This window comes from Candidatus Ulvibacter alkanivorans (genome assembly GCF_003333325.1).
GTDB classification, from domain to species: Bacteria; Bacteroidota; Bacteroidia; order Flavobacteriales; family Flavobacteriaceae; genus Ulvibacter_A; species Ulvibacter_A alkanivorans.
Window position 1 is genome coordinate 1 of record NZ_QOLC01000113.1, and the last position, 1,654, is coordinate 1,654.

2 protein-coding genes are annotated in these 1,654 nt (G+C 36.2%); one reads left to right on the forward strand and one right to left on the reverse strand.

Annotated features, from left to right (window positions below):
- Positions 1-800 (forward strand): hypothetical protein (locus DWA30_RS12805; RefSeq protein WP_210725412.1); only part of this gene is annotated, 800 nt, incomplete at its 5' end.
- A gap of 45 nt (positions 801-845) precedes the next feature.
- On the opposite strand, the gene DWA30_RS12810 is transcribed toward DWA30_RS12805, so the two are convergent.
- Positions 846-1,654, reverse strand: an 809-nt coding sequence (locus tag DWA30_RS12810; RefSeq protein WP_168421781.1) for an AAA family ATPase, incomplete at its 5' end; no start/stop codon positions are given.

Sequence of the window (1,654 nt, forward strand, 5' to 3'; positions counted from 1 at the left end):
AGATGTGTATCATCAACATTACTGGTATCCCGATATTATATTTTCAGCCAACTCAAAATGATTATAGCACTGTTACAGCGATGAAAACAAAAGAAAGAGCACTTGTTGAGTATGAGTTAACAGGTTTCTATCAAACTTCTCATCCATTGTATTCAGAGAACACTTTCGAAGAACTCAAAAAGGAAGATTTCAATATACATCAAATTAAAAACCTTCCAAAAATGATTGAACTCGAAGGTCAGGGAAGAAAAAGAAAGTACTTTGATTTGAAGATTGCTGGCACCATTGTTGATGTTTCTGACTTCAAGAGATTTAATGAAGAAACAGGCGAAGACGAAACCAGTATTACAGTTGTTATTGACGATGGTACTGGAACTGCAACTGTTCGTTTTAAGGCCGAAGAGCTTTTCCAAGACGGTAAGACTCAAAAAGCTGTTGACATGTTAAATAACATGAAAAACAAAGAAGTTATTAAAATAGAAGGTGCAGCAACCCACGGTTTTTATGAAAGTGCTGGAATTATGATTTATGCTAATAAATTAGGCACGACAAATCCCGAAATAATCTTGCCAGTCGAAGATAAATCATTAAATTCTCAGGCTGAAAATTCTAATAAAAATGACAAACCTGCAAGTCAAGGACAGATTGATTTTGTTAAGAGTTTACTGAAACAGAACAGAATATCTCAGGATGATTTCTTGAAAGAAAATCAGATTGAGAAAATGGAAGATATTACAACGCCTTTAGTACAATCTGTTATACAACAATACAGCAGAACAAAAAGAACTAATAAGACATAAGAAAAGCCGCCTTAAAGGCGGATTATTCGTTATTACAACTTAGATTTATACTTTTTGAAGATAACTTGGTTTATCATCCTCATCATTATCGCTGATACTAATAGGAACGCGATCAGGATTTTCAATGATCATAGGCTCTGTTTCATTAACAACATTATCCTTGGTTACGATAACACGCTCGGGATGCTCCATGTCCGGGATCTGATACATTGCATTTTTCAGAATCCTCTCAACTTCGGTTCTTAGACCACGAGCCCCTGTTTTATTTTCAATAGCTTTGTGTGCTATTGCCTGAACTGCCTCATCTTCAAACTCAAGAACAACACCTTCTAATTCAAAGATTTTTTCGAACTGCCTGATTATGGCATTCTTTGGCTCTTTCAAAATAGACATCAAAGTATCTTCTTTCAAGTCATCAAGAGTGGCAATAATAGGGAGGCGACCAACAAATTCAGGGATAAGACCGAATTCGATAATATCTTCTGTTTTAACTTTGCGGAAAATAGCGTCAAGCTCATCACCTTCTAGTGATTTAACTTTTTGGTTAAAGCCAATGCTCTTGTTGCTGTATTTTTTAGCTAATTGATCTTTGATACTTGCGAAAGCACCACCGCAAATAAACAAGATATTTGAAGTGTCTACAGCAATTGTTTCGCCCTGAGGATTTTTACGGGTTCCCATATTAGCTGGGACGTTTGCAACCGTTCCTTCGATAATCTTAAGAAGAGCCTGCTGAACACCTTGGCCTGAAACGTCTCTAGTTATTGATACGTTACCTGTTGAACGAGCTATTTTATCAATTTCATCAATGTAAACGATACCTTTTTGTGCTTTTTCTACATCACCGCCAGCGT